Genomic DNA, 24,271 nt, shown 5'->3' with positions numbered 1-24,271 from the left:
CCCGCGCGTCGCTGCTGCCAAAGGGTGGCCACCAGCTCAAGAAAGTAGTTCATGCCTGCTCTTTCGCATGTCCGCGTGCCCGGCGGCGGGTCTACATCGCCCTGACGTAGCAAAACGCACCATGCCACGAACCTTCACTTGCTACCCTTCGCGCGCAATTGTTGTGCAGCCGCTTTCAGGAAAAGCAATTTTGTTTCCATTCCCCATGCGGCGCCCACGTTGTGGGAGGTGTTGGCGACAGAAACAAATCCGTCAATCACACAGAAACATCCCATCATCCGAGCAACTTACGAGGCAGGTTGTTTGCCCTATAGTCACTGTGGGGAGCGCGGTACGCTGAAACACGGTGAAGTAAGGAGTTCCACCACATGAGCGAGGTACCGATTTTAAGAGACTATGCCCGCGCGATCCTCAACGCGTATCGCAACGACGCGACGCACATGCCCGCGTTGGCGGCCGAGCTGGAACGCATGGAGGCGTGTCACCGCAACTGGTTGGCCCACCACGGCGCCGCCGAGACCGGAACGGCCGATCAGGAAGACTTTTGGCGCAGGTGCCGCAGCTCGCTTTGCGCCCCGTGCCATACGGCACGCACGCGCGATGATGCCGCCGACATTCTGTCGGTGTTCTTGGATGCGATGGACGACGATGAGGAAGAGGGCGAGGGCCTGCGCCCCACCATCGTCACGTTTAAGAACCGCGCCTATCCGCTGGATGATGCGGAGCAGTGCGTGGACGATACCATCACGCAGTGGCGCAGGTTCTCGTCGCGCAAACACTTCAAGCATGCCGTTGCGGGCTACGTGCGCGGCGTTGAGCTGATGACAAACCACGAGAACGGTACGGTTTATACCGAAGTCAGCGCGTTGATGCTGGTCCGCAAGACCAGCCAGATCGAGCACGCTGGGGGCTGGCTCAAACTTTGGCGCAAGGCCGACGACAACAATCCTGCAGAAAAAGCCACGTTCGAGCAGCCTGACATCGATACACGAGAAGGCTACCTGAGCCTCGTCGATTTCGTGAGCCGCGTCGCCACCGTTGCCGTTCGTCCCGTGCATCTCTGCGAGGAACATCCACACGGGGTCGTGTGTGATGCCCGCAAGCTGAAGAAGATAAAAGCGGCCCTGTCGGGACGACGGCTGATCCTCTTCTCAAGAAGAATGCGCCGCTAACAGGCAACCCCACTTTCCATCGCTGCAACCATTCAACGGAGCGAACCCATGTCCGCTGCGAACGGCACAGCCGTGTCTGAACCCAGCACCACCTTGATGAACACCGCCCGCCTGTCCGGCTATCTCGGATTGTCGGTGCCAACACTGGAACGCTTAAGAGGGACGGGCGAAGGCCCACCCTACATGAAACTCGGCTCCGGCCGCACCTCGCGGGTCATGTACGACAAACGCGACGTGGATGCGTGGCTTGCCTCCAAGCGCCGGAACAGCACCGGCGATGGAGACGCCGATGCATGACGCACCCCACCGCTTACAGGTCGCCGATCACCAAGCGGTTCCGCCGCTGGAAATTCCAACAAGCCGCATCCGCAGCTGTCGGTGCGGCCTTGCACCGCGCACCGCCGTTGGGCGGCATCAACGGCCGCCGCATCGAAACCTTGGCGCGCCGCATCTCGCAATGCGCGGCATCGGCTACGATCAAATTGGAAACGCCGCCCGGCGAGCCGACTTCCATCGTCTTCCGCAACAAGCGGAGCTGCCGCAACGGGCTTTGCCCGCAGTGCGCCCGACGCCGCGCGCGCGACACGGTGCGCAGGGGCGCCGAAAAACTGGATGCCCTGATGGCCGCCGCACCCGGCACGCGCTTCGCATTCCTTACGCTCACGTCAAAGAACATGCCCATCGCCGAGGTCGCCACCATGCTCTCTAACCACGAACGCGCCCTCACCCGCTTTTGGCGACGGCGCCAGGTCGCTGCAGCATTCACCGGCCATATCACCGGCATCGAAATTGCCATTCGGCGCAATGGCGATTCTTGGGAAGCCGGTGTGCATAGCCACTCCACGGTTGTCCTCGGCGAGGGATATTTCGACAGGCGCGCAACAACCTACCTACGGCAACCTGCCATCGTGGCTCATTGGCGGAGGGCATTGGGCGTGGACTACAACCCCATCTGTCACGTCAAGGCCATCGCGGTCGGCGATGCCGTGCGCGCCACGCTTACGGAAACCCTCAAGTATGCGGTTGCGCCGCATCGGCTGTTCGAACGCGGCGATACCGGATTCAGCGTAGATCCCGCCGTGGCCGCGCACCTTGCAAGCGCACTTTACAAGCGCCGCCTCTGCCGCATGGGCGGAGTGCTCATTAAACGCCGCCCCAAGCAGGGAGGCACGTCATGAGCGTACTGCAACCCGCCGACCCTTCGCTGTTTCTTGTCGTCACCGGAAGCGCGCTTCCCGCAGCGGTCATGCGCACCGATGCGGAACTGTTCGCCCACGGCCTGACCTTCCGCTTCCCGTCGGTCCAAGGCGCCATCGATCTCGCCCTCGCCGCGCCAACCGACCTCGCCGCGTTCTCTGACCTCTCGGCCGCCGCCATCCTGAAGCCGGTGTGCATTCCCATCGCGCTCACGCATGTCCGCCACGGCATCGTGCACGCACGGCTCAATGAGCAACCAGCGGCCCACAAGCTCGCGCAACGCTTTCTCGCGGCCATGACCGCGACCAACCATCCGGCGCCCCCGTGCCGGTGTCTTCACGACCGCACGCCCCCACAACCACGCACGGACACAAAGGAGCAATGACATGTCCACACGCCTGCAAGGCCACGTTCTGTTCGGTAAGTTCGAGAAGAACGACAGCTTCCAGTGGACCGATCCGCTGACCGGCACGCCGAAGCCGATCAACTCATTCAAGGTGCTCGTCGCCCACAGTGACGGAACCGTCACGCGCGAATCCATCACCCTTCCGCCGAATTACCGCATCCCCAACCTCGAAAGCGGAGAGATGTACGGCTTCCCCGTGACGGTTCGCCTGAACAAGAAGCGCCAGCAGGTTTCTTGGGACGCACGCCAAGACCTCATGCCGTTCCCAGCACCCGAAATGGGCTGATCAAAACCACCCGGCGGCAATCGCCGCCGGTATCCTCGCGCACAGGGAGACAAGCAATGAGCACCGAACCGCCGCCGCCCGTTTGGCCGCCGGAACCGACACCGCCTCACGCGGACACGACACCACAGCAGCACGCCGACACGCCTGCACCAATACCGATGACCGCTGCGGAGCAGGCCACCGAGCGCGCCGCTTTCGCCGAGCTGATCGCCTTCGTCGCGCAGCACAAGGACGCCGACACCACCGTCACGCACGTTTCAGCCGACGAATACGCCAGCACACTGGAATAGGAGCCAGACCATGAGCACCAAATTTCCCGACCTCGCCGCCGTACCTCCCGCGAAGACACGCTTCACCGGATTGATCAGATCGGCCGATGACGCCGCCGTGCGCCATTACATCGATGTGCCTTCGCTCACGCTCGAAATCCGCAAGTTCGCCGCCTTGCAAATCGCCGCCAGCACGCGCGACGTCGCCCCCCGCATCATGGTCATTGCCGGGCCACCCGGCGCGGGCAAGTCGCAAGGCGCACTCAAGGCGGCGCTGTCGTGCGGCTATGACGTGGCGACTATCTCGTGCAGCTTGTTTGCGTCCGATGTTGAAGGCGGCGCCACCAGCACCCTCAACGCCATGCTGGAAGAGTTCGAAGGCTACTCTGCCCAGCATAGGAAACGCGTCCTCGCCATCTTCGATGATTTTGACCTGTCCATCGTTGCCCGCGATGACAAGACCGGCGTGTCCTCCAACACCAACCTGCTCACCGAACGATTACAGTATCTGGCGGACAACCGGCATGTCTACCGCAACGCCGATGGGACCAACCTCGCGTTCATCTTCACCATCAACAACGCCGAGCCGCTGCGGGCTAGCCTCTTGCGCGACATGCGCGCCACGTGGGTGGAGCACGACCCCTGCAGGGTCACGAAAGCCAACATTGCCTTCCGCATATTGGACCCGCAGACGGCACAGGAACGCACGCTCGTAGAGAAACTGATCCGGCGCCACGCCAACCAACCGGTGGCGTTCTGGAAGGCGCTGCGCCTCGACCTTGATGCTGCCCGGTTGGACGACCTGCTCGGCAACGGCATGCCTTCTGCTCATGTCATCGACGCCGCCATGGCCCAACGCGCGCCGATTGACGAAGCCGTTCTTATGCGCGCAGCCCGCAAACGCAGCGGCAGCCGCATCCGCAATTACCTGTTCACACGCCGCTAGGAGCAAAACGCCATGTCCACGCCCAAGGTCAAGTTGTCGTTGCAGCCGGTGCCGAAGTCGCTCGTGCGCGTGTCGGTGGCAGGTGAGTTCTTAAAAAACATGGGCCTCACCGACGAAGGCGAAATCCGCAACATCCAGCAGGCCGTTGCGGAGGGCCTCGTCTCCGAGCTGATGGTGCTCGGCGTCAACGGCGCCAACATCGGCAAGGAACGGTTTATCCTGCGCTTCGATCCTCTCGGCCGGGACGACACCATTTCCCTCGACCTCAGCAACGGCAAGAGCACCACGGAAGCCCTCGACACCGGATTTGCCGGGGCGGTCGCCTACAGCGTGCAACTGCTCAAGCGCCGCGCGCTCTCGCCAAGATTTTACATCATCTGGAGCGCGCAGGCGCTCGCCGACAAAAACGAATTGGCTGCTGCCTGCCGCCGCCTCGGTCTTACCATGGACGCCGGGCAGCAGCCCGCTTTCTCGCCCGACACCATGCCACCGGCACTCATCGACATGCCCCGTGTTCCAACGGCACCGTCCTACGATTCCGAGCCATCGTTCATGCCGCCCACCGTCGCCCGCTATCTGGCGAGCTTGCCGCCAGCAGCATCCGGATACACCTACAAGCCCGTACTTTCCATCACGCCCGCGAAGGGAACCGGCATCTCGTACCGCATTGAATCCGCCACCCGCAAAAAGTGACCGTCATGTTCCGTTGGCTGCAAGGCAAGAAGCACGCGCGCGCTCAAGACCTGCTCCCCCGGCCGGACATGCTGGCGCCGTTGCCGCCGCATGCGGCATGCACGGACGACGTCGACGCGCGCTTACTCGCCATGCTGGATGCCGAGGATGGCTTCCGGTCATGGCCGGAGGTGATCGAATGGCTGGAAAACCGTGTCCGCACGCTGCGGTCGGAGAAGGCCGACCTCCAACGCCAATTGGCGGCCACCCAATCGTTCGTGAGGTTCCGGCGATGACGGGATCGATGCAACAGCGCCATCACGCCCGCGCCTTGCTCCGCGAGTGCGATCGGCTGCACAACGAGGTGGCGGGCATCAAGCAGCTCATCCAAAACGCCGACATCCTCCGGCGGGCGCACGACACGGCGCGCTTCGAGAGACTTCTTTTCACTCTCGACGCAAACCGTCTCGCCGGATTGGTGGAACTGCTGCGCACCACCGATCACGAAAGCGCGCGCCTCGCGCCAATCCGCTACCACCACCTGCTGCAAGCCCTTCATCCCGCCACAACGCTAGGCAAGGTCATCCAGCACATCGACTACGCGGCCCTACGGCCCGACGCGCGTCCCTACCTCCTCGGCCCGTTCCTTAATCTCTCGTTCGGCAACGCGTTCCCGCGCCTTTGCCTGCAACGCTCCAACCCGGCATCCGGCCGCTTGGTCTACATTTCGCCGAATGGCCCGAGCGAAGAAGACGCATGGCGCGCCCATTTGCCAGCCATCCGCGATTGGCTCGGCGGCGATTGGGAACTCATCCGCCACACCGTGAGCGTCGCCGAGCTGGAACAGCGCACACCGCTTCCCGCCGCATTCCCATTCAACAGCCGAAGCCTCGCACCCGGCCATCTTTATGCCGGTGTGGACGTGAAGACACGACAGCATGTCCACATACCATTCGCCGACCTGCCATCGGGGACACTCCTCGCCGGAGCGACGGGCACGGGTAAAAGCAACGCGCTCCACATCCTCCTGCAATCCATCTTAGCCAACCTCCGCTTCTTCTCTTCGGTCTATCTGGTGGACGGCAAGGATGGCGTCACCCTGCAACGGTATGCCCGCATCGCGCCGGGGAAGGTTCATGTGCTGTGGGCGGAGCCGCACCTTTGGAAACTCACCACACACTTGGTGGAGTTCATGCGTGCGCGCAACGCCGATCAGCGTGCCCGCAACATCGATAACGCCACCGGCAACTTCGTGGCCCTCATCATCGATGAGATGTCCACGTTCACCGCCAAACCTTCGGGCGACGCCAAACATCCCGACAACAAGCTCCACGCGCGGTTTCTTGATGAACTGGCCATGGTCGCGCGCCGGGGACGCTCCACCGGCATCCGCCTGTTCGTCACCGCGCAGGAACCGGTTGCCGAACAAATCCCGCCGACCATTCGCGCGAATTGCCTCAACACCATCAGCTTCAAGCTGCCCATCGATGCCCACGCCACGGCGCTGTTCGGCCAGCTCGAGGGCCTGCCCGCAGACCCGCGCCATTTGCAACGCGGCCGGGCACTGCTCAAGAACGGTGTCACCGGCGAGATCCGCCACGTGCAATTTCCGGTCATGGGAACGCCGCGATGATGTTTTTGCGCCTCGCCTCTCTCGTTGCAGCGGCCGTGACCATCACGCTCAATGCAACGTATGGGTTCAAGACCTCGGCCGTTCTGCAGTACGCCATCCTGTTCGCAGCCCTCAACGCGGCTTTGGACATCGCCAAATGCGCCTGCCTCGTGGGCGCGAGCCGCGCATGGCGAACCAGACAACCGGTCGCGGCCGTCCTCCTGTTTCTCCTCTTCTGGCCACTGCTCGCGAACTCGCTGTGGTGCGGCCTGTCCGAGGTTGCGTTCAACCGCGCCAGTGAGCAAAGCCAATTTAATACCGACGACGGCAACCGAACGCGCGCCGCCGCAACGCACCAGCGCGCCGGCGCCGAGTTGCAAACACTCGAAGCCAACCCGCTGTTTAAATCCAGCACAGCCTGCGCCCTGCCGAAGACACAGCGCGAACGCGCACTGTGCAGCTCCCATGCATCCGCAAAGAATACGCTTCGCGAAGCCGACGCCATCCTCATCGCGACACCCGCCGCCGACCCGTCACCGCAAATCACGCTGCTGGCCACATGGACAGGGTACGACATGGCGACCCTGCTGCTCGCCACCGCGCTGTGGCCGATTGCGCTGGCCGAGCTATGCAGCAGCGTCGGATTCTACCTTTCCGCATCGCCAGCCCGCACAGGGAGTCGCTGGAATCGGTTTCGGAGGCAAAACGAAATAACCCCTGCCCAGACACCCAAAACGTCTCCAAAACCTCAACCAACACCCCATGCGCAAGAAGGACTGCGCTGGCCGGTGATCGCATCATGACCCGCACTGGCTCACCATTCCGCGCTCCGAACGACTATTATCCGACTCCGCCGGAGGGTACGCGCGCACTGCTTGCCGTGGAACGCTTCAGCGGCGCCATCTGGGAACCGGCCTGCGGAGAGGGCGCCATCAGCAAAGTGCTAGCGGCGCACGGCTATCAGGTGGTCTCCACCGATCTCATTGATCGCGGCTTCGGCTCCGGCGGCGTCAACTTCCTCGCCGAGCCCACAAGCCGCGCCCGCAACATCGTAACCAATCCGCCTTACGGCAGCGGACTCGCCGATGCGTTCGTGCGCCATGCGCTCCGTCTCGTCCAGCCCACCGGCGGCAGCGTTGCCATGCTGCTCAACCTCGCCTCACTGGCGCATCCCATGCGCCATGCCCAATGGGTTAGCCGCCCACCGGCATCTCTTTATGTCCTTGACGACCTGACCTGCTGGCCCAACGGCATCGAGCGTGGATTTGCTGCGGAACATCGGTATTGCTGGGCGGTCTGGCGACCAGGCCACGTCGGCCGCCCTTCCCTGTGGTGGCTCTCGACCTCCGTGCAGTAGGCCTTTGTTCCCATTATGTTCGCATCATGCTATTAGGACGATTCCAGCAAGAAAGCCCTTCCCATGGTCAAGCCCACTCGCCCCAATGATAGTGAAGAGACCGAAGGCAAGGGCCTTGGCGAACTCGTCATCTACAAGACCGAGGACGGCCGCGACCAGATTCACCTGCGGCTAGAGCATGGTTCGGTCTGGCTTACGCAGGCAGAAATCGCCGGGCTTTTTGAGACGACGAAGCAGAATGTCAGCCTGCATCTCAAAGCCATTTTTGCTGAGGAGGAGTTGGCTGAGGGAGCAGTTGTCAAGGAATCCTTGACTACTGCCGCCGACGGCAAGCGGTACAAAACCAAGCTCTACAACCTCAAAGCCATTCTCGCGGTCGGATACCGCGTGCGCAGCCCGCGCGGTGCGCAATTCCGCCGCTGGGCATCCACAACGCTGGAAGAGTACCTGATCAAAGGCTTCGTCATGAACGACGAACGCCTGAAGGAGCCGGGCGGCCTCGATTACTTCGACGAACTGTTGGAGCGCATCCGCGACATCCGGGCGTCGGAAAAGCGCTTCTACCAAAAGGTCAGGGATCTATTCGCGCAGACCAGCGCCGACTACGACAAGGCGAGCGATTTGGCAAAGACGTTCTTCGCCACCATTCAGAACAAGCTTGTCTACGCCGTAACGGGAAACACGGCCGCAGAACTCATCGTCGCGCGGGCCGATCCTGCCAAGCCCAACATGGCCTTGACCAATTGGAAAGGCGAACGCGTCCGCAAGGGTGACGTCTCCACCGCGAAGAACTACCTGACGGGTGATGAGATCGGCCAATTGAACCTGCTCACCACCGCATTTCTGGATTTTGCGGAACTCCGCGCCCGAAACCGGCAGCAAACCACCATGGCCGACTGGGTAACGCAGACCGACCGCTTCGTGTCCTTCAATGAACGCCCGGTGCTCCGTGGCGCTGGTCGCGTTTCCCACGCGAAGATGGAAGAGATCGCGCATCAGCGATACGAAACGTTTGATCAGAATCGCCACGCCGCCGAAGCGGCCCACGCCGAGCGAGAGGCACTTGACGAACTGGCCGACATGGAACGGCAAGCCAAGGCACTTCCAAAAGCAGCCCCAAAGACCAAGCTAAAGAAAAAATGAGCTTCTCCGGAAACCAGACCCAAGCTTCTAGTGGTAACGTCTTCGCCGAACTGACGCGGCCGGATGTCAAAGCGCACATGCATAAGTCTCAAATTGCGGCTGAGCTTTACCGGCTCACGCGCGCGAGAACCTTGTTGCTGCGATGGTAACGCAATATGTTGGAATCCATGTCTTCAGATCGTTTCCATCCGCACCTCAACTCCCTCATCTCGCAAGCGCTTGAGCACGTCGGAATCAATCCGATAGGTCTACGGCCATCAATAACATTTGCGATCTTGGAGGGAACACGGACCCACATCGACACGTGGGGACTTTCCAACCTAAATTATAACTCACCGGCGACAGACCAAACTCCGTTCCACCTAGCGTCCCTAGCGAAGCAGATTTGCGCACTCGTCATTCTGATCGCGGAAAATGACGGAAGGCTCGACCTTTCCGATCATCTGGGTCGTTACATCAAACGCCTGCCCGCTGTTATTTCAGCTCAAAAAATATCGGACCTGCTCTTTCATCGCGGCGGGGTACGCGATCATTGGGCTTTGGCAACGGCCCTAGGTTGGCGAGCGGGCGATCGCATCGATACATCCGACGTCATGAGACTCGTTCAAAATGAACGCACGTTGAACTTTGAGCCGGGCGCCCGTTTTCTGTATTCCAACACCGGCTATGTTCTTTTAGCTGAACTGGCCGCACACCTTTATAAGACGCCCTTCGACACGCTTGCGCGACAACTCGTCTTCGCGCCAGCAAACATGCCCACAGCCTCATTCCACCTTTCATTCGGTGTGCCGATGCTCAATAGGATCGTCGGCTATCAACTTAGTTCGACCGACGATCAATGGACTGAACGCGATCCCCCCTATGCTGTAGCTGGTGCTACCTGTCTCAGGGCATCCGCGAATGACATGATGTCTTTTGCCAGAGCTCTCACAAGCGAGAACGTTTTCCCGAAAGCCGTTCTCAGTAAATTCAACAGCAGCGCAGAAGAGTTAGGGTATTTCCCGCAACCCTACGGCTTCGGTCAGTTCATCCTACGTGATGCAGCGTCAAATGGGGCCTATGCCCGTCACGGTGGCTTCGACTATGGCTTCAATTCTGTATTCTTAAGGCATCTGCGACAACCATTCGCTGTCTTTGCCGCGAGCGCAGCAAGTGAACCCGAAATTGAAGTCGCCGCAGATCGCGTCTTCAGGTCTTTATGTGGCGAACTGTTGCCTACGCACGCAGTCGTACCAGCGCATCGTGCTTCCTCGCTTACCACTCGCCCCGAACTTCGGCCGGGATGCTATCGCTCTAAACTTGGCGATGACGTTCGCGTCATCGAGAAGGTTGGCGACAACCGATTTCGTCTCAAGTGGATGCAAGGCTTTGATCTCCGTCCCAGCGCGACTTGCTGGATTCTCGACGGCACACCTTGGGAACTGCGCCAAGCCATGGATGGAACTTCGATCACTCTGGAAAATACCGTCTCAGGACAGCAGGATCAGTTAGACATTCTTCCCTCGCAGAGGTCATGGGAAATGCCAATCGATGCACTCTTCCTCAACAGAGAGCACCAAGCTATCCTGCGGCTAACTGGCGGTACATCGCCTAATGTGAAGCTCTCGTTCGCCAAGGGTTGCGAGCATACCGCAACGGCGGTTTCGGAAAATCTGCTCGTCTGGGATGGAGGATTCTGGGCCGAGATCTATAGAGAGGCGGGCGAGGTGGTCAAATTAATAGTCAATCACCCAAGGTGCTTGAAAGTCGTTTTCAGCAGGGTCAGCGATGTTGCGGGATATCAATAGATTTCTGTTATTTACGATTGTCGGTTTTCTTATTTATGTGGCGGCTTCAGCGTATCTCGTTTGGCATCGATACGAGTCTCTCAGTCAACGCACCAATGAAGCTTTAGACGAACTCGCGATCAGCCACGTCTCCAACATCCTGTTTTTCATCTTGGTTGGAGCGGTAGGGGTTGCGGCGCAGTTTTTCGGAGAGCGGGGAGATGTCCTACGCGAAAGACTACGAAAAATGTTCGCAAGCCGGACCGTTAGCTATCCCGTAATTGAATACTTCGAGGAGGTTGTTCGCTCAACCTGCGTGTTTGCCGAGGTGGCAAGCCACAAAATTACCGTCATGGAATACAATCCGACCCTTCATGCGTATCGCGGCGGCTTCCACAACGTCTATCAACTTCGCAACGCGTTTGGTGATGTCCCCTATGATGCGGAGCTATCGGTGGAGATAGCGCCGGACATGGTGCGAGACGACGTGTTTCCTCTGGCATACATATCTGAGCTTTGCATCACCACACCCGATGGAAAGCGAACCCGACACCTAAAAGGCGGAAGAGAGATCGGTAGATCTGGGTTCAAGCATCCAATACGAATAACGCTTCCACCGAACGGCGTAGCCACGTTCGAAATGGCATGGTGGTCTTGGATTGAAGTGGGCGGAGAGTCCGGCTTCAGCCAGAAACGGTTTTCAGAGCACTTCGTTGTGCTGCTTGAGAACCGATCCATGGTAACCCCGATGATCCACGTAGCTGGGGAAGAGCGATATCGTACCTTGCCTTACGGGCAGGTCGAGCATGTCGCCGACTTGCGCAATCATCCACCAAGGGTGAGGGTTGGATTCAATTGGGGTCCACCGTTGGAGTACGCCCATCTTGGAACTGGGCAAACTGCTCGCGATGCCCGGGCCGAGGGACTCCTTGACTTCGAGAGGCACATTCACGAGCCAAACGAATTGAAATTCTAGAACAGTAGGCAAGGAGCCAACGATAGCTCTGCCTCCATATTGCCGCCGTCGACGTATGACGCCACTCTTCGCACCCCGCGCAGAAATCTCCGCCAGACCGTAGACACCACTCTCAGTTATCGCTCCTGCTCCCACCAAAGAAACACCCCTGTTGGGCTGGATCTCCGCCGATCCCTCGCGGGGCCGCGCTGAAGCGCCCCGGAGGGTAAGGCCCCGCGACGGCTCGGCTCCGAAGAAACAGCCCGGTGAGGCTTGGGCTTTCGCCACACATTTTGGGAACGTCACCTCACCTAATCACGGTCGTCCGAGCCTAAGCAAAGGTTGCGTCGGATTTTACTCGCACCATCAGCTCCACCCGCTCGGCAAAAGGATAAGTACTGGCCACCGCGCGCAGCAGTTCGTCGGAGTGCTCGACCTCGATCCAATGCTTCAGGAAAGCCGCTGGCACCGAAAGGATCAGGACACCTGCGCGGTACTCCTCAAACTCAAGAACGTGGGGCAGCCCATCATACATATCCCGATTAGGTAGGTTTCGCCGGAATGCTTTGCGCATGGCTTCGAACGCCTCGCAGGCATGTTCTTTTAGGATCGGCGACGTGTCCGCGATTGGGGCAACCAACGGCCTCCCCTCGGCGGCGTTCGGAAAGTGGCAGCCAATTATCACAACTCCGCCAAACCCGCAGAGCACGGAGAAAAACCCGCGCCGTGACAGCTCGTTCATGGCAACCTCGATGTGTTGAATACCGAACATGACGCACAACTGTGGCGGCATTTGCTCGCCCCACCAACGAGCATTCCAACCGTGATGCGGGGCTGCCACACGTCGTCGGGCCAAGCACCTTTCTAAGACGCGAACCCGCACACCCAATGAGCACCGACCATTGCTCTCATTGTTCGGCACGCCTCAGGCTTCTGCATGATCATCACGCACACGCGCAACGCCCAAGGTCACACCCGCGTCTATCTCGGCGGCAAGGCCAGCGTGGAGTGCTGGATTGAACCGGCCGCTAATGGCATAGCCTGGTCATTCCACATGGACACGGCTCCTACCGCCTATCCCCTCCCTGTCGAGGAGATGCGCGGATGGGCCAAACGAGTCCTCTTCCAACTTGCCGCCGAAGTCGGCACCGAACCCGAGACCCTCAAGGCCGTGCCGTTCGAACGCATTGCCGCGCTTCATACGACCAACCCGGCCGACTATGGCCGCGCACCCGCTCCACGCCGTCAAGCGTACGCACATGCCTTCTTCACGATGCCGCCGGAGACGAAACAGCCCGCCGAGACATCCTCAAACTTCTCCGGTGGCAGGTTCCGCCGCTAGCCCGCGCCGTCGGCGAAAACCGCCACAATCCTCCGATACGTCTCACGCAAGCTCGTTGGAGGTATGGACATGGAAAACGTATCACGGCGCGGACTATTCAGCCTCATGTGTGGTCTCGGCGGTGCCGCCATCGCCAGCAGCCAACAATCACGCGCTGGAACGACAGCGGCAATGCAAGCGGACAGTGCATCGCCAGCATCCCCGGCGCCACGTGAAGTGCTCCGCCGAACTCCAATGGACGACGATGCCGAAGTGTTTGAAACGCTCGGCCGGTTTGAATGGCTGGATCTCGACGGCCGCCATGGATTCCTGCGCGAAGTGGGAAGCGACCGACGAATCTTGGTGCACGGGTCAACGCTTCACGCCTCGGGCATAAAAAAAGTGACGACGGCTGCTGTGTACCGTTGCCAAGTCCTGCGGCGACCGAAGGGCTGGCAAGCTTTCCGCATTTTAGATGTCATCAGGAGCGCAGCTTAAACATTGGAACCGTTAGGACGGCTTAACTCAGCTTGCGCCTTCTCCGCCACCAGTGCCAACAACACGCGTTGTGAGAACGGCTTGTTGACGTAAGCCGTGGCCGGTCTATCGATCGCTTGCAGATGGGTCGCAATCTCGTCGGCGCTCGCCGACAGAAAGATCACCGGCGCCTTGGAGTACTGCCGAAACATCAGAAAGAAATCGATCCCGTGCAGGCCGGGCATACGGCCATTGAGGATGAGCAGAGTTGGCGGCACACAAATGAGCTTTGGCAAAGCCACGGCCGGATCAGAGAATACCTCGACCGCGTAGCCTTCCGACTCTAGCGTAAGCCGCAGAGACGTCAGAATGGTTGGTTCATCATCGACAACGGCGATACGCTTCATCACGTAGAACGTGCCGCCCAACCGGTGCGACAGTAGGGCGATTTCAAGAATGCTGGGGTCGCGTGGCAGAAGCGCCCGTTTGACTGCAGCCCTCGCCAGTGCGGCTGTCAGTTTAAGGTGAAGGTAGACCCACCAGCGGATCTTCGTGTCGCCAGACAGCGAACCGTTCAGACATTTCCTTCGCTGCAGGCTTGAACTCTTCTGTATAGCCCTCATTGCGCCGTGACCACCCGACGAAGAAATTCCAAATTTCTCCGACGTGGCCAAGCAGGTCAGACATTAAAAGTTCTACGGTATGAGGTTCGTTTCTAAGAAGCACCGCGCCAGTCGGAACCGGATGGCCACCAAGTTCACAGTGAAACCCATAATCCTGCCCTCGAAATTTCCCGCCAGCTGCCTCGCGAAGCTTCGCTGGCCTGAAGAACTCGTCCCGAGTTGCTTTATCACTTTGAAGCCAACGCTCGGCGTCTTCGTGGCGCGCATCAAAGGCCCAAGCTAGGTACTCAACTTCAACAATTTGCCTGAGTAATGCAGCCCCAGCATATGGTCGACCGTTGGATAGCAGTTCAGAACTAGCCGATATGAGCTGACCCGCAATCAGCAAAAGGAAAGACATTCCGACCACTTCATCGCTGCCGTGGCCGAACGCAGACCGTCCTGTAACTCGCCCATCACCCAACAGATGGCCAGAAATATGGAGCCGAGTGCCGACGTCGGAAAACACCCTTGCTGAATGCGCCGCCAGCTCTAGCCGCAGCGCTTTGAGCTGGGGAGTGAGGCTTTCCTCAGTCACAATCCTTTTGACTTCCGCCAAATCCATTTGAACCGAAGTTTAAGGCGCCCCACAAACCGGGGCGCGATTTCATCTGCACGGTCATCGGCTTCCCAGCCTGTACCGCAAAGCCAGTATCGCCCTACATTGGCAAATGGCAAATCGCATGCACACTTTGTGCGCCGTATACAGTTCTGCCCCTCACCTGCCTTAAATATCCCACGGGGGGTTCGGGGGGCGTGAAGCCCCCCGGTGGTGATTGCACCGTGCGCGGTTATCGCAACGATCTGCCGTCACGCTGCTCACGCCGTAGGCAATCAACTTGTATGCAGGACGTATATTCGGGGAAGGTAAGAGGGACGGGGCGAGGTATGCCTTTGACCACCATGTGAGGTCAAAGGCATTGCGCTGACGCGCGTGCTTGCGGGGCCACGGCCCCGCATCGCCCCGTCCCAAAGAAAGAGCTGCCATGCCATCTAGACCAACCCGCAAACATCGTCGCACGCGAAAATTGCTTTCCAAGTTCGTGCGCAGCCGCATAACCGAGACGGAACACCGCCAGCTGCTCAACCAATCCCGAAGGCGCAATGTCACGGTTTCGGATTTCGTGCGCATCGTTGTGGTGGCGCACCTCAACGATCACCGCGCCGAACTTCCGCACCAAAGCCGCAACGATGCCTTCCTCCGCGAGCTGGCCCGCATCGGCAACAACCTCAACCAGCTGGCGCGTCAGGCCAACACCGGCCGCGTGCCGGTGGCGGAAGACGAACTCCGGACCTGCATCGCTGCCGTCAACAATCTCGCCCGCGCCTCTGACTGATGCTTGCCAAGGTCGCGCCACCTACCAACGACTTCCTCGCGTTGGCGCGCTACCTCGTGCGTGGAAAGTCCGGCAATCGCACTGACCCGAAACGCGTGGCTTGGGTGGCCACACAGAACCTTCCTACCACCGATCCCGAACTTGCGGCGCGATACATGGGCGCCACCGCCCAACTGTCGGCGCGCACGAAGAGCGCCGCCTATCACCTGATGATCGCGTGGCACGCGCGCGAACGGCCGACGCCGGAGGTGATGCAGGCTGTGGCAACAGTCACCTTGGAGCTTGCCGGTCTGGCCGAACATCAAGCCCTGATCATGGGCCACGGCGACAAGCCCCACCCGCACCTGCACATCCTGCTCAACCGGGTACATCCCGAGAGCGGCCGGGCATGGAAAACATCCCACGACTTCGCCCGCTTTGACCGCATCATGAAGGAACTCGCCGAAACCTACGGGTTCGAGTTCGCCCCCGCGCACACCTTCAACCCGGAACGCACGGACACGCAAGAAAAGCTGCCCAACTCAGCCGCAACCTACGCAGCCAGGCGCGGAGCGCGAACCACCAGACCACAATGGAGCAAAGACAAGGCGCGCAAATTCGGCGCCGAAATATCCGAGCGGTTGTCCGCCAATGCCACACACGACGATTTCAGGGAATTACTCGCCGCCGATGGTCTTCGCCTCGAAGCGAAAGGGCAAGGCTTCGTCGTCGGCGATGACAGCACTTACGCCAAGTTGTCGAGCCTTGGCCTCGCGGCAACCGCCAGAACGCTGGCACGCAGACGTGACTACACGCCTTCACACCCTCACATCAACACGTCTGTACGTCAGCACCGCAGCGTATTCGCTGTCGATGCCGTTGACGTAGCCCGCGCTTTCCACACCTTGGGTCTGCTATCGCGCGAGGACGTGCAAGCCGCTATGGACGACGCAAGGGCGGAAAGGCGACAGCGCCAACAGGAAACCGCACTCTCGCGCGCAACGCACACCACCGCCCTCACGGCTTTTCTGTCTCCGCGTGAGCCGCAATCACGTCGCTTACCCGCAGGCGCTCCAAGAACGCATCCAAAAGCACGCTAATCCGCTGCTGCTCAGCCTCCATCAGCAGCGGCGACCATTCATACAGAAATTGGAGAGGAGCGATGCCTCGCGGATTCTGCCGGAACGTCCGCCAGCCACCAATGGGTCTTTGTCCAAGGCGCGGAAGAAAGCTTGACCACGATCCCGATAGAACCGCCCCATGGCGGATTTGATACGGGCAGGAACGGGCAACGCGATCATCACCGGCAGCTTACGACAAAAGTGCCGCCCGCATAAGCAGCCTGTATGGACTTCGTATTCACTCTCCCGCAGCCTTTTCGTGAACCAACGAAAGCATGCTGCAATGACCACGACGCCTGACACACAACCGCACGGCAACTTTATCGCCTTCCTCCTCCGCGAGAAAGAACCAGGCGACAAACGCCCCATGTTCGAAGGACGCCTGAGCCTGCCCGACGATCCCAAGGTGGAATACGGATTCCCGCTGTTCGCCCACGAATACACCGACCCCAAGACCGGCGAGGTCATGACCATGTTCAACGGCAGCACCGACCCGGTGTCGTTGAACGCCGCGCCGATGGATCAGGTCGCAGCGCTCCTCAAGAGTGCCGACAGCAGCACTGCACTTGTTTCCCTTGGCACCTTGCAGCTCCGCGCCCGCCAGCTGGTCCTGTTCCCGAACCGCTTCAAGAATGAGGCGCCGGACAAAGATCGGCCGGACTATTGGGGCGCTTATAATCACGGAAGTAACCAACCCGTGCTGCGCATAGGCGCATGGCTGCGCAAGGACCGTTACGGCCGGGCCATGTTCGGAGGCTCCACCAGCTATCCCTTGCCGGGCAAGAGCGAAGCCGAACAACAGGATTTGGCACCGTCGCTGGACCAGCTGGAACAGGATGGCGTGGTCACGCGCGGAATGCCGGAAAAAGCGAAGAAGCGCGGTGGCGGTCGCGCGGATTGATAGGGAGGTTTGGCTGCACCCGCGCTACGCGCGGGCCGGGCTGTCGCGCGCCGAGCCGCTAAGTGCGTCTCGGCCCTTCGGGCGTCCATCCCTTGCAGGATAGGAGCTTCAGGAAGAACCGGGCAGTAGAGGCGGCCCGGCAGGCAAATAGAGGCCTCCGCGCCCGAAAATTGGAAAAATGCAAGTTATCCCCAGTTGCACAAGACGCGGGCATAAGCATTGCCAAACCCATGCTGCGCCTTGCAAAGTCTTGCCCGAGCGTCGCTTGGGTTGCTGATGCTTTGGGGGGAATGAATGAACGCTGTCGAAATCGAAGAAGCCGTATCGGCGCTTGCCCTGGCGCCGTTCGAGCGCACCGAATTCCCGTTCGCGTTCCTCGCCGCCTTTGGCAACAAGGAAACCGCCATTCAACGCCTGCGGTCGGGCAACACCAACCAGTCCGACATCCCCGGTGGCGTCCTTCAACGCAACCACATCCATCTGGCCACCTGCGATCCGGGCCACGTCGGCGACACCCTCACCGCGCTGCGTACCAGTCCCAGGAACGCCAAGGGCAAGCCCAAGTTCGTACTCGCCACCGACGGCATCGACCTGGAGGCTGAGGAACTGGCCACCGGCGAGGTGGTCGCCTGCAAGCTGCCCGATCTCGTGAACCACTTCGGGTTCTTCCTCCCCCTCGCCGGCATCTCCACCGTCGCCGAGATCAAGAACAACCCCATCGACATCAAGGCGACCAGCCGCCTCAACAAGCTCTACGTCGAGCTGCTGAAAGAAAACCCCGACTGGGGCGCTGCCGGCCGCCGGCAGGAACTGAACCAGTTCATGGCCCGGCTGATTTTCTGTTTCTTTGCCGAGGACACCGGCATCTTCAACCACCAGGGCATGTTCACCGCTTGCATCAAGCAGATGACAACGGCGGAGTCCTCCAACACGCACGAGGTCATTACCGAGCTGTTCCGCGTGATGGACACCAAGCCCGAAGACCGCGCCGCCAAGCGGCTGCCGGCATGGGCCAAGGAGTTCCCCTACGTCAATGGAGGGCTGTTCACCCACAAGGTGGATAGCCCGCGTTTTTCCAAGATCGCCCGCTCCTACCTGGTCCGCGCCGGCGAACTGGACTGGAAACAGATCAACCCGGACATCTTCGGTTCAATGATCCAGGCCGTCGCTGACGACGACGAACGCGGCGAGCTGGGTATGCACTATACCAGCGTGCCGAACATCCTGAAGGTGCTGGACCCACTGTTCCTCGACGACCTGCGCGAGGACCTGGAGAAGGCCGAGGACAACCCGCGTAAGCTGTTGAACCTCAGGAAACGCATCGCCACCATCCGCGTGTTCGACCCCGCCTGCGGCTCCGGCAACTTCCTGGTCATCGCCTACATCAAGCTGCGCGAGATCGAGGCCGAGATCGTCAAACGCCGCAAAGACGAGGATAAGAAGAGCTGGATCAAGCTCACCAACTTCTACGGCATCGAGATGAAGAGCTTCGCCGCCGAGGTTGCGCGGCTTTCCCTGCTCATCGCTGAGTTCCAATGCAACGTGCGCCTCATCGGTCAGCGTGAAGCGTGTCTTGAGGTGCTGCCACTCAACGACACCGGCAAGATCGTCACCGGCAATGCGTTGCGGCTGGATTGGTTGGAGGTGTGTCCGCCGCCGACGGGGGGCAGCGCTGTTGAGGAGGACCTGAGCGGGCCGACCGGGCGGATGGCGCTGGATGGCAAGGAGCCGGAAGTTGAGACGTATATTTGCGGGAATCCGCCGTATGTCTGGGGCAACGAACAGAGCAACGAGCAGAAGGAAGATTTGAAAATCGCCTTTGCGGGACGATTGAAATCGCTTGGCTCAATTGATTACGTTGCTGGATGGTTTATTAAGGGCCGCGATTACATATCCGCGATAGGCGGACTTACTGCTTTCGTGGCAACCAACAGTCTAAATCAAGGGCGACAGGTCTCACTACTTTGGCCCTTACTCCTTTCCAATACCCTCTCGATTTCATTTGCGCACACCTCTTTCAAGTGGAGCAATTTGGCTTCCCATAAGGCTGGCGTGACCGTTTCAGTTATTGGTTATGGGGCGACTCTTGCGAACTCACGTTTCATTTATTCGGATGGTACCCGCAGAGAAACGGCCAATATATCTCCATACCTAGTTCCTGGTCCGGCATTGATCGTGCAGCCCACTGCGGAGCCAATTTCTCATATCGCACCAATGGGCTTTGGAAGCATGCCGAACGACGGAGGAGGTTTACTTCTGGACAGAGAAGAAGCCATCCAAGCAATAACGAAGCATCATGTGCCTCAGGAGCTGATACGCCGGCTAGTTGGCTCGCAAGAGTTAATCGACGCGATAGACCGCCGTTGTATTTGGGCTCCCAATTCAGATATCCACACGCTGGAGGAAAACAACTGGTTATATGCGCGCTTTCGCATTGTTGAGTCTGCACGCCAAAAAAGCACACGCCCCGCAACAAGGAGACTCGCTGAAATTTCACATCGGTTTGGTGAAGTAAGGCAGGCCGGAGATGAGACTATCATCGCAGTTCCTGCAATCAGCTCCGAGAATAGGGAGTACCTTCCCTTCGACACTTACGACAAGGGTTGTATAATAACAAATCGCAACTATGGCATTTACAATGCACCGTTGTGGAACGCAGCGCTGGTTGCCTCGCGGATGCATTGGGTCTGGATGGGCACTGTATGTGGCCGTCTAGAAATGCGATTTTCATATACCAACACCCTCGGCTGGAACACCTTCCCGGTCCCACCGCTCACCGAGAACCAAAAAGCCGATCTCACCCGCTGCGCCGAGGACATCCTGCTGGCACGCGAGCACTATTGGCCCGCCACCATCGCCGACATGTACGACCCCGAGCGCATGGATAAGGAGTTCCAGCTGGTGCGCCAGGCGCATGAGAAGAACGACGAGACGCTGGAGCGCATCTACATCGGCCGCCGCTTCAAGAACGACACCGAGCGGCTGGAAAAGCTGTTCGACATGTACACCAAGATGACCGCCGCCGAAGCCGCCAAGGCGCCGAAGAAGAACGGCCGCAAATCCAAATCCTCCGACGAAAGCCCCACCGCATGACCGCCAAGATCGCCGTCCCGTCCGTCTCCGTGCAGTACCAGCGCACAGGCGCTTCCACCAAAGCCAACGAGCTTGGCATGCGGGCGATGCAGGAACGTGCCTACGCCCATCGCGGCGAGCAGTATCTGCTCATCAAGTCGCCGCCGGCGTCGGGTAAATCGCGCGCGCTGATGTACATCGCCCTCGACAAGCTGACCAACCAGAACGTCAAGCAGGCCATCATCGTCGTGCCGGAGCGTTCCATTGGCGGCAGCTTCGCCGACGCGCCTCTCAGCAAGTTCGGCTTCTGGGCGGATTGGACCGTAAAACCCCAATGGAACTTGTGCAACGCGCCGGGCAACGATGAACCGGGCCGCGTGGCAACGTCTAAGGTCAAGTCTGTCGGCGCGTTTCTGGCCAGTGCCGACAAGGTGCTGGTCTGCACCCACGCCACGTTCCGATTTGCCGTGGAAGAGTTCGGCATCGAGGCGTTTGATGATCGCCTCATCGCCATCGACGAGTTTCATCACGTCTCGGCCAGCGACAACAACGTGCTGGGCCGCCAGCTCAACGCCTTCCTCGGCCGTGACAAGATCCACATGGTCGCCATGACCGGCTCATACTTCCGGGGCGATGCCGCACCGGTTTTGAACCCGGATGACGAGCGCAAGTTCACCACCGTCACCTACACCTACTACGAGCAGCTCAACGGCTACGAACACCTGAAAGCCCTCGATATCGGGTACTTCTTTTACCAGGGGCCCTATATCGACGCGATCATGAAGGTGCTCGACCCCGACCAGAAGACCATCATCCACATCCCCAACGTCAACTCCCGTGAAGCGCTCGGCGATAAAATCCGCGAAGCCAACGACATCATGCACGAGCTGGGCACCTGGAAGGGTGAGGATGCCACGACCGGCTTCCAGCTGATCGAACGCCCTGATGGGCGCGTCATCAAAGTGGCCGACTTGGTGGACGACGGACCAAAGCGCGAAAAGGTTATTGCCGCCCTCAAAAAGCCGGAGGCAAACCAAGACCGCGACTACGTGGATATTATCATTGCGCTTGGCATGGCGAGGGAAGGATTCGACTGGATTTGGTGCGGGCACGCGCTAACCATCGGCTATCGCAACAGCCTCACCGAGATCATCCAGATCATCGGCCGCGCCACCCGCGATGCACCGGGCAAGGCCCGCGCCCATTTCACCAACCTGATCGCCGAACCGGATGCCGCGCAGGAGATCGTCACCGATGCGGTGAACGATACGCTGAAGGCCATCGCCGCCAGCCTGCTGATGGAGCAGGTGCTGGCGCCGCGATTCAACTTCACGCCGAAGACGCCGCAGAGCGGCCCGCAGGACGGTTTCGACTACGGCGAAGGGGGGTACGACCCCAAAGGCAACAACATCGGTTTTAACGGCGCCACAGGGCAGCTTCACGTCGAGGTCAAGGGGCTCGCCACGCCCGAAAGCCCCGAAGCCGCCCGCATCTGCAAGGAAGACATCAACGAGGTCATCACCGCCTTTGTGCAGGACAAGCCGACCATCGAGCGCGGGTTGTTCGATGACGACACGCTTCCCGAAGAGCTGACCCAGGTGCGCATGGGCAAGATCGTCAAAGACAAGTACCCCTCCCTGTCCGATATCGACCAGGAGGCCATCCGCCAGCACGCGATTGCCGCCCTGGCCTTGACGCAAAAGGCGCGCCAGCTCGTAGAAGCCGGCGAGGATGAAACCCTCAAGGGTAACACCGCCATCATCGACGGCGTGCGCAAGTTTGCCATGGACGTGCGCGAGCTGGATATTGACCTGATCGACAGCATCAATCCGTTCGAGGCGGCCTACAACGTCTTGGCAAAGGCCATGAGCGAAGGCACGCTGACACAGGTTGCGGCCGCGATTTCCGCCAAGCGCACGAACATACCTGCTGACGAGGCATGGGACCTTGCGGAGCGCGCGAGTAAGTTCAGGCGTGAACGGGGACGTTTGCCGTCCATCACTTCAACCGACGCCTGGGAGAAGAAGATGGCCGAGGGCATCCTCGCATTTCAACGGCACAAGGCAGCTGGGGCGTATGACAAGAAGAACAGCTGACGATCTCGCTGAAGAGCTGGGCCTCGTCGATGAAGCTCCGCAACAAAACAGCCGCTCGCATGAAGAGGCGCGCATTGTCGCGGGCTTCGAGGACATCATTCGCTTTGTCGATAAACATGGCCGTAAGCCCGAGCACGGCGACGGCAAGGACATCTTCGAGCGGCTCTACGCCGTCCGCCTTGATCGCGTTCGTGGCAACGCCTCCTACCGCGCACTGGTCGCCGATCTCGACACGCATGGCTTGCTTGCGGGTGCCACTGAATCCACGCCGCATGAGAGCAAACATCTCGATGCTGACGCCTTGCTCGCCGAACTGGGCTTCGAAGATGAGGATGACATCTCACAGCTGAAGCACGTCAAACCGCGCGCAGAGATCCACGCTGCCGACGATGTGGCCGACCGCACCCCCTGCGAGGAGTTTGAACGGTTCAAGCCGCTGTTCGCCAAGGTGCAGCACGATCTGGATGCCGGTGTCCGCGAGTCCCGCCGCTTCGGCAACGATGCCAGCATTGACCCCGGCGAGTTCTTTATCCTGGGCGGACAAATGGTCTACGTGGCCGACGCCGGCGAAGAAGAGCGCCGCACCAAGAACGACCGCGCGGACCGGCGCCTGCGCGTCATCTACGACAACGGCACCGAGAGCGACATCCTCATGCGGTCGCTGCAACGGGCTTTGCACAAGGACGACGCCGGCCGGCGCATCACCGACCCCGACGCCGGGCCGTTGTTCGGCAATGCGTCCGACGACAAGGACGTCGAGAGCGGAACCATCTACGTCCTGCGCAGCCTGTCCCAGCATCCGGCGATTGCGCCGCACAAGGAGGTCATTCACAAGATCGGCGTGACCGGCGGAGCCGTGGATATCCGTGTCGGCAATGCCGAGAACGACCCCACGTATCTCTTTGCCGGGGTTGAGGTGGTAGCCACCTACAAGCTCTTCAACATCAACCGCAGCAAGCTGGAGAATCTCCTGCACCGGTTCTTCGCCGCTGCCCGGCTTGATGTGGAAATCCCCGACCGCTTCGGCCGGCCGGTCAAACCGCGTGAATGGTTCCTGGTTCCCCTCAACGTCATTGACGAAGTTGTCGAGCGCGTCCGGGACCGGTCGATAACGGCCCATGTTTACGAACCCGCAACGGCAACGCTCAAGAAGCTCTAGGAAGACGGCTAACGACGTGTTCTCGCCAAAGCTGGACGCGCTCACGTGAGCACGAAAAACAGACATTCTTTACACGCAGCAATTATCAACTTTTTTTGATTTCAGCATGCAGATTTTACTCACACTGGTCTGCATCACATTGAATTAACGCGCAAACCGCTCCAATCCATCATCGGGGCGACGCAGAACCTATGTGTTTGAAGTTGCATATAGTTCAGAAAATCCTCAAGGGCGTAGCACTCGACCTGCCACGCTTGCTGACGCCCTTATAACCGCTTCCAGCCGCATCCGCGTGCACGTTTCGCGCGCGACACGACAGCGCCACGAAACGCCGAATTCGCCAAACGCTCCTGCGATAGCGGCGC

Annotated in this window: 26 protein-coding genes; 23 read left to right on the top strand and 3 right to left on the bottom strand. The window is 59.9% G+C overall.

Going from position 1 to position 24,271, the window contains the following annotated elements; all coding sequences use genetic code 11:
* Positions 1-368: 368 nt before the first annotated feature.
* From K2Y42_RS00305 to K2Y42_RS00235, 15 genes are all read left to right on the top strand, one after another.
* Positions 369-1,172, top strand: coding sequence for a protein rep (locus K2Y42_RS00305; protein ID WP_291147206.1), 804 nt, complete (start codon positions 369-371; stop codon positions 1,170-1,172).
* A gap of 48 nt (positions 1,173-1,220) precedes the next feature.
* A complete protein-coding gene (locus K2Y42_RS00300) occupies positions 1,221-1,469 on the top strand; it encodes a helix-turn-helix domain-containing protein (protein WP_291147204.1) in 249 nt (82 codons plus the stop codon).
* Positions 1,466-2,350: a protein rep gene (locus tag K2Y42_RS00295; protein ID WP_291147202.1), complete on the top strand. Its 885-nt coding sequence runs from the start codon at positions 1,466-1,468 to the stop codon at positions 2,348-2,350. Before K2Y42_RS00300 ends, K2Y42_RS00295 begins: the two co-directional genes overlap by 4 nt.
* Positions 2,347-2,754 carry a hypothetical protein gene (locus tag K2Y42_RS00290; RefSeq protein WP_291147201.1) on the top strand — a complete coding sequence of 136 codons (408 nt, stop codon included), beginning with the start codon at positions 2,347-2,349 and terminating at the stop codon, positions 2,752-2,754. Before K2Y42_RS00295 ends, K2Y42_RS00290 begins: the two co-directional genes overlap by 4 nt.
* Before the next feature lies 1 nt (position 2,755).
* Entirely contained in the window at positions 2,756-3,061 is a 306-nt protein-coding gene (locus K2Y42_RS00285; RefSeq protein ID WP_291147199.1) for a hypothetical protein, read from the top strand.
* A 56-nt stretch (positions 3,062-3,117) separates the two neighbouring features.
* Complete coding sequence (locus tag K2Y42_RS00280) at positions 3,118-3,351, top strand: hypothetical protein (protein ID WP_291147195.1); 234 nt, start codon at positions 3,118-3,120, stop codon at positions 3,349-3,351.
* Between the two features lie 70 nt (positions 3,352-3,421).
* Positions 3,422-4,276, top strand: a complete 855-nt coding sequence (locus K2Y42_RS00275) for an AAA family ATPase (RefSeq protein ID WP_291147192.1) — start codon at positions 3,422-3,424, stop codon at positions 4,274-4,276.
* A 12-nt stretch (positions 4,277-4,288) separates the two neighbouring features.
* Positions 4,289-4,969 (top strand): hypothetical protein, encoded by a 681-nt coding sequence (locus K2Y42_RS00270; RefSeq protein ID WP_291147190.1) that lies wholly within the window; start codon positions 4,289-4,291, stop codon positions 4,967-4,969.
* A 5-nt stretch (positions 4,970-4,974) separates the two neighbouring features.
* A complete protein-coding gene (locus tag K2Y42_RS00265) occupies positions 4,975-5,244 on the top strand; it encodes a hypothetical protein (RefSeq protein ID WP_291147187.1) in 270 nt (89 codons plus the stop codon).
* Positions 5,241-6,581 carry an FtsK/SpoIIIE domain-containing protein gene (locus K2Y42_RS00260; RefSeq protein ID WP_291147184.1) on the top strand — a complete coding sequence of 447 codons (1,341 nt, stop codon included), beginning with the start codon at positions 5,241-5,243 and terminating at the stop codon, positions 6,579-6,581. Before K2Y42_RS00265 ends, K2Y42_RS00260 begins: the two co-directional genes overlap by 4 nt.
* Complete coding sequence (locus tag K2Y42_RS00255; protein ID WP_291147181.1) at positions 6,578-7,363, top strand: hypothetical protein; 786 nt, start codon at positions 6,578-6,580, stop codon at positions 7,361-7,363. Before K2Y42_RS00260 ends, K2Y42_RS00255 begins: the two co-directional genes overlap by 4 nt.
* Complete coding sequence (locus K2Y42_RS00250; RefSeq protein ID WP_291147178.1) at positions 7,360-7,917, top strand: hypothetical protein; 558 nt, start codon at positions 7,360-7,362, stop codon at positions 7,915-7,917. The genes K2Y42_RS00255 and K2Y42_RS00250 overlap by 4 nt, the downstream gene beginning before the upstream one ends.
* Positions 7,918-7,980: 63 nt before the next feature.
* Entirely contained in the window at positions 7,981-9,060 is a 1,080-nt protein-coding gene (locus tag K2Y42_RS00245) for a virulence RhuM family protein (protein WP_291147175.1), read from the top strand.
* 155 nt (positions 9,061-9,215) lie between these two features.
* Complete coding sequence (locus K2Y42_RS00240) at positions 9,216-10,847, top strand: serine hydrolase domain-containing protein (protein ID WP_291147172.1); 1,632 nt, start codon at positions 9,216-9,218, stop codon at positions 10,845-10,847.
* Positions 10,828-11,802: a hypothetical protein gene (locus tag K2Y42_RS00235; protein ID WP_291147169.1), complete on the top strand. Its 975-nt coding sequence runs from the start codon at positions 10,828-10,830 to the stop codon at positions 11,800-11,802. The genes K2Y42_RS00240 and K2Y42_RS00235 overlap by 20 nt, the downstream gene beginning before the upstream one ends.
* Positions 11,803-12,112: 310 nt before the next feature.
* Here K2Y42_RS00235 and K2Y42_RS00230 read toward each other — a convergent pair whose 3' ends face one another.
* The gene (locus tag K2Y42_RS00230) at positions 12,113-12,523 is read right to left on the bottom strand and encodes a hypothetical protein (RefSeq protein WP_291147167.1); all 411 of its coding nucleotides are present in this window, start codon (positions 12,521-12,523) and stop codon (positions 12,113-12,115) included.
* 195 nt (positions 12,524-12,718) lie between these two features.
* On the opposite strand from K2Y42_RS00230, the gene K2Y42_RS00225 reads away from it, so the two are divergent.
* Positions 12,719-13,123 (top strand): hypothetical protein, encoded by a 405-nt coding sequence (locus tag K2Y42_RS00225; protein ID WP_291147164.1) that lies wholly within the window; start codon positions 12,719-12,721, stop codon positions 13,121-13,123.
* A 69-nt stretch (positions 13,124-13,192) separates the two neighbouring features.
* A complete protein-coding gene (locus tag K2Y42_RS00220; RefSeq protein ID WP_291147161.1) occupies positions 13,193-13,600 on the top strand; it encodes a hypothetical protein in 408 nt (135 codons plus the stop codon).
* Here K2Y42_RS00220 and K2Y42_RS00215 read toward each other — a convergent pair.
* Both K2Y42_RS00215 and K2Y42_RS00210 read right to left on the bottom strand, forming a co-directional pair.
* A complete protein-coding gene (locus K2Y42_RS00215; protein WP_291147159.1) occupies positions 13,597-13,986 on the bottom strand; it encodes a response regulator in 390 nt (129 codons plus the stop codon). The two genes, K2Y42_RS00220 and K2Y42_RS00215, sit on opposite strands and share 4 nt — an antisense overlap.
* 112 nt (positions 13,987-14,098) lie before the next feature.
* Positions 14,099-14,779, bottom strand: a complete 681-nt coding sequence (locus K2Y42_RS00210; RefSeq protein WP_291147156.1) for a hypothetical protein — start codon at positions 14,777-14,779, stop codon at positions 14,099-14,101.
* A gap of 490 nt (positions 14,780-15,269) precedes the next feature.
* On the opposite strand from K2Y42_RS00210, the gene K2Y42_RS00205 reads away from it, so the two are divergent.
* The 6 genes from K2Y42_RS00205 to K2Y42_RS00180 all read left to right on the top strand — a co-directional run bounded on the left by K2Y42_RS00205 (position 15,270) and on the right by K2Y42_RS00180 (position 23,906).
* Positions 15,270-15,578, top strand: a complete 309-nt coding sequence (locus tag K2Y42_RS00205) for a MobC family plasmid mobilization relaxosome protein (protein ID WP_291147154.1) — start codon at positions 15,270-15,272, stop codon at positions 15,576-15,578.
* The gene (locus K2Y42_RS00200) at positions 15,578-16,657 is read left to right on the top strand and encodes a relaxase/mobilization nuclease domain-containing protein (protein WP_291147151.1); all 1,080 of its coding nucleotides are present in this window, start codon (positions 15,578-15,580) and stop codon (positions 16,655-16,657) included. The genes K2Y42_RS00205 and K2Y42_RS00200 overlap by 1 nt, the downstream gene beginning before the upstream one ends.
* A 160-nt stretch (positions 16,658-16,817) precedes the next feature.
* Positions 16,818-17,579, top strand: a complete 762-nt coding sequence (locus K2Y42_RS00195) for a hypothetical protein (protein ID WP_291147148.1) — start codon at positions 16,818-16,820, stop codon at positions 17,577-17,579.
* A gap of 294 nt (positions 17,580-17,873) precedes the next feature.
* Positions 17,874-20,672, top strand: a complete 2,799-nt coding sequence (locus K2Y42_RS00190; RefSeq protein WP_291147145.1) for a DNA methyltransferase — start codon at positions 17,874-17,876, stop codon at positions 20,670-20,672.
* The gene (locus K2Y42_RS00185; protein WP_291147143.1) at positions 20,669-22,747 is read left to right on the top strand and encodes a DEAD/DEAH box helicase; all 2,079 of its coding nucleotides are present in this window, start codon (positions 20,669-20,671) and stop codon (positions 22,745-22,747) included. The genes K2Y42_RS00190 and K2Y42_RS00185 overlap by 4 nt, the downstream gene beginning before the upstream one ends.
* Positions 22,728-23,906 carry a GIY-YIG nuclease family protein gene (locus K2Y42_RS00180; protein WP_291150101.1) on the top strand — a complete coding sequence of 393 codons (1,179 nt, stop codon included), beginning with the start codon at positions 22,728-22,730 and terminating at the stop codon, positions 23,904-23,906. The genes K2Y42_RS00185 and K2Y42_RS00180 overlap by 20 nt, the downstream gene beginning before the upstream one ends.
* Positions 23,907-24,271: the final 365 nt, after the last annotated feature.

The sequence above is a fragment of the Hyphomicrobium sp. genome (genome assembly GCF_019744875.1).
Lineage (GTDB): Bacteria > Pseudomonadota > Alphaproteobacteria > Rhizobiales > Hyphomicrobiaceae > Hyphomicrobium_C.
The sequence above is the reverse complement of the archived record's forward strand: the minus strand, read 5'-3'. Positions and strand labels throughout refer to the sequence as shown.

What these genes read in the sequence shown, in the direction of transcription:
- K2Y42_RS00200 (WP_291147151.1), top strand. Translation starts at nt 15,578, where the DNA reads ATGCTTGCCAAGGTCGCGCCACCTACCAACGACTTCCTCGCGTTGGCG.
- K2Y42_RS00255 (WP_291147181.1), top strand. Translation starts at nt 6,578, where the DNA reads ATGATGTTTTTGCGCCTCGCCTCTCTCGTTGCAGCGGCCGTGACCATC.
- K2Y42_RS00250 (WP_291147178.1), top strand. Translation starts at nt 7,360, where the DNA reads ATGACCCGCACTGGCTCACCATTCCGCGCTCCGAACGACTATTATCCG.
- K2Y42_RS00290 (WP_291147201.1), top strand. Translation starts at nt 2,347, where the DNA reads ATGAGCGTACTGCAACCCGCCGACCCTTCGCTGTTTCTTGTCGTCACC.
- K2Y42_RS00285 (WP_291147199.1), top strand. Translation starts at nt 2,756, where the DNA reads ATGTCCACACGCCTGCAAGGCCACGTTCTGTTCGGTAAGTTCGAGAAG.
- K2Y42_RS00245 (WP_291147175.1), top strand. Translation starts at nt 7,981, where the DNA reads ATGGTCAAGCCCACTCGCCCCAATGATAGTGAAGAGACCGAAGGCAAG.
- K2Y42_RS00215 (WP_291147159.1), bottom strand. Translation starts at nt 13,986, where the DNA reads ATGAAGCGTATCGCCGTTGTCGATGATGAACCAACCATTCTGACGTCT.
- K2Y42_RS00195 (WP_291147148.1), top strand. Translation starts at nt 16,818, where the DNA reads ATGGCGGATTTGATACGGGCAGGAACGGGCAACGCGATCATCACCGGC.
- K2Y42_RS00280 (WP_291147195.1), top strand. Translation starts at nt 3,118, where the DNA reads ATGAGCACCGAACCGCCGCCGCCCGTTTGGCCGCCGGAACCGACACCG.
- K2Y42_RS00220 (WP_291147161.1), top strand. Translation starts at nt 13,193, where the DNA reads ATGGAAAACGTATCACGGCGCGGACTATTCAGCCTCATGTGTGGTCTC.
- K2Y42_RS00235 (WP_291147169.1), top strand. Translation starts at nt 10,828, where the DNA reads ATGTTGCGGGATATCAATAGATTTCTGTTATTTACGATTGTCGGTTTT.
- K2Y42_RS00265 (WP_291147187.1), top strand. Translation starts at nt 4,975, where the DNA reads ATGTTCCGTTGGCTGCAAGGCAAGAAGCACGCGCGCGCTCAAGACCTG.
- K2Y42_RS00240 (WP_291147172.1), top strand. Translation starts at nt 9,216, where the DNA reads ATGTTGGAATCCATGTCTTCAGATCGTTTCCATCCGCACCTCAACTCC.
- K2Y42_RS00185 (WP_291147143.1), top strand. Translation starts at nt 20,669, where the DNA reads ATGACCGCCAAGATCGCCGTCCCGTCCGTCTCCGTGCAGTACCAGCGC.
- K2Y42_RS00180 (WP_291150101.1), top strand. Translation starts at nt 22,728, where the DNA reads ATGACAAGAAGAACAGCTGACGATCTCGCTGAAGAGCTGGGCCTCGTC.
- K2Y42_RS00300 (WP_291147204.1), top strand. Translation starts at nt 1,221, where the DNA reads ATGTCCGCTGCGAACGGCACAGCCGTGTCTGAACCCAGCACCACCTTG.
- K2Y42_RS00190 (WP_291147145.1), top strand. Translation starts at nt 17,874, where the DNA reads ATGAACGCTGTCGAAATCGAAGAAGCCGTATCGGCGCTTGCCCTGGCG.
- K2Y42_RS00225 (WP_291147164.1), top strand. Translation starts at nt 12,719, where the DNA reads ATGATCATCACGCACACGCGCAACGCCCAAGGTCACACCCGCGTCTAT.
- K2Y42_RS00295 (WP_291147202.1), top strand. Translation starts at nt 1,466, where the DNA reads ATGACGCACCCCACCGCTTACAGGTCGCCGATCACCAAGCGGTTCCGC.
- K2Y42_RS00305 (WP_291147206.1), top strand. Translation starts at nt 369, where the DNA reads ATGAGCGAGGTACCGATTTTAAGAGACTATGCCCGCGCGATCCTCAAC.
- K2Y42_RS00260 (WP_291147184.1), top strand. Translation starts at nt 5,241, where the DNA reads ATGACGGGATCGATGCAACAGCGCCATCACGCCCGCGCCTTGCTCCGC.
- K2Y42_RS00270 (WP_291147190.1), top strand. Translation starts at nt 4,289, where the DNA reads ATGTCCACGCCCAAGGTCAAGTTGTCGTTGCAGCCGGTGCCGAAGTCG.
- K2Y42_RS00230 (WP_291147167.1), bottom strand. Translation starts at nt 12,523, where the DNA reads ATGAACGAGCTGTCACGGCGCGGGTTTTTCTCCGTGCTCTGCGGGTTT.